Annotated in this window: 2 protein-coding genes; one reads left to right on the forward strand and one right to left on the reverse strand. The window is 64.8% G+C overall.

The features are described from left to right. The coding region (locus ACY5KJ_RS16600; protein WP_462203795.1) for a hypothetical protein at positions 1-254 on the forward strand (254 nt) is incomplete at its 5' end. Between the two features lie 92 nt (positions 255-346). Here ACY5KJ_RS16600 and ACY5KJ_RS16605 read toward each other — a convergent pair. Further along, the coding region (locus ACY5KJ_RS16605) for a DUF4389 domain-containing protein (protein WP_462203796.1) at positions 347-972 on the reverse strand (626 nt) is incomplete at its 5' end.

The raw sequence follows: 972 nt of genomic DNA on the forward strand, positions 1-972 counted from the left end.
GCCGTAACCATTGGCCCGTGATGTCCTACGAACAGGTACTGCAGGTGTCCGATCCGCTCGAGCGAGCCGCGTTGGCAGATGATCTGATGTGGGCTGATCATCCGCGCAGGCTGGATCTGCGCACAGCACGTGGGGTAGCCATTCGAGAGGCGTTGGAGGCGGGGCGGTCGGCCGACGACGTCGCTCGCCGACTCGTCGTCACCGTGGCCGATCTGACCTGGATGGCCGCGCCTGCGGCATCCGCCGTAGCTTGATCCGTCGAGGGCCGGTCGGACAACGGCGTCCGCCGACCCGAACCCCACTGCCGGTCGTCCACCCTCGGAACCGTGCCGTCGTCCGTGGCCTTTCAGGGCCGCAGTCGGAACGGTGGGTAGTCGTCCGTGGTCAGAATGATCGCGTAGCAGACCACCCGGTTCGTCCAGCGCAGCACGCCGACGACGAAGTCGAACAGTCCCCGCGGGAGGCGTCCGGTGAGGAGCACGGCGAACCAGCCGACGATCATCGCCGCCACCGTCGCGATGTACAGGAAGAACAGCGCGATGTAGTGCGGGACCGCCAGCAGCCACTTGACCAGGGGTAGCCAGCGGTTCAGCCGCGCGGCGTCCGGATAGGGAATCGTCAGGTGGACGGCCTGTTCGTCCTCCGTCGAGGGATATTCGTCCCGCAGCAGAGTGAGATAGGCCACGACCCGGTTCGTGAAACTCAGTAGGGCGACATGCCAGTCGAACCACCACCGCGGGTACCTCTGTCGGAGAAGAATCAGCAGCAGGGGAGCGAAGAACAGCAGCCCGCCGCCGAACACCGCGCTGTTTCTGTCGTATCCTGTACCGCCGACTGCCGCGAGGACGACCGCGATCGGGATGACCATGAGAATTCGAAAGAACACGGTGAGTCGATCGCGCTCCCCTGCCGGGTAGTCGACCTCGAAGGGGACGTAATGAAGTAACTTGCGCGTTTCGAACCCTCCACAGG

The sequence above is a fragment of the Frankia sp. CcWB3 genome (assembly GCF_977927595.1).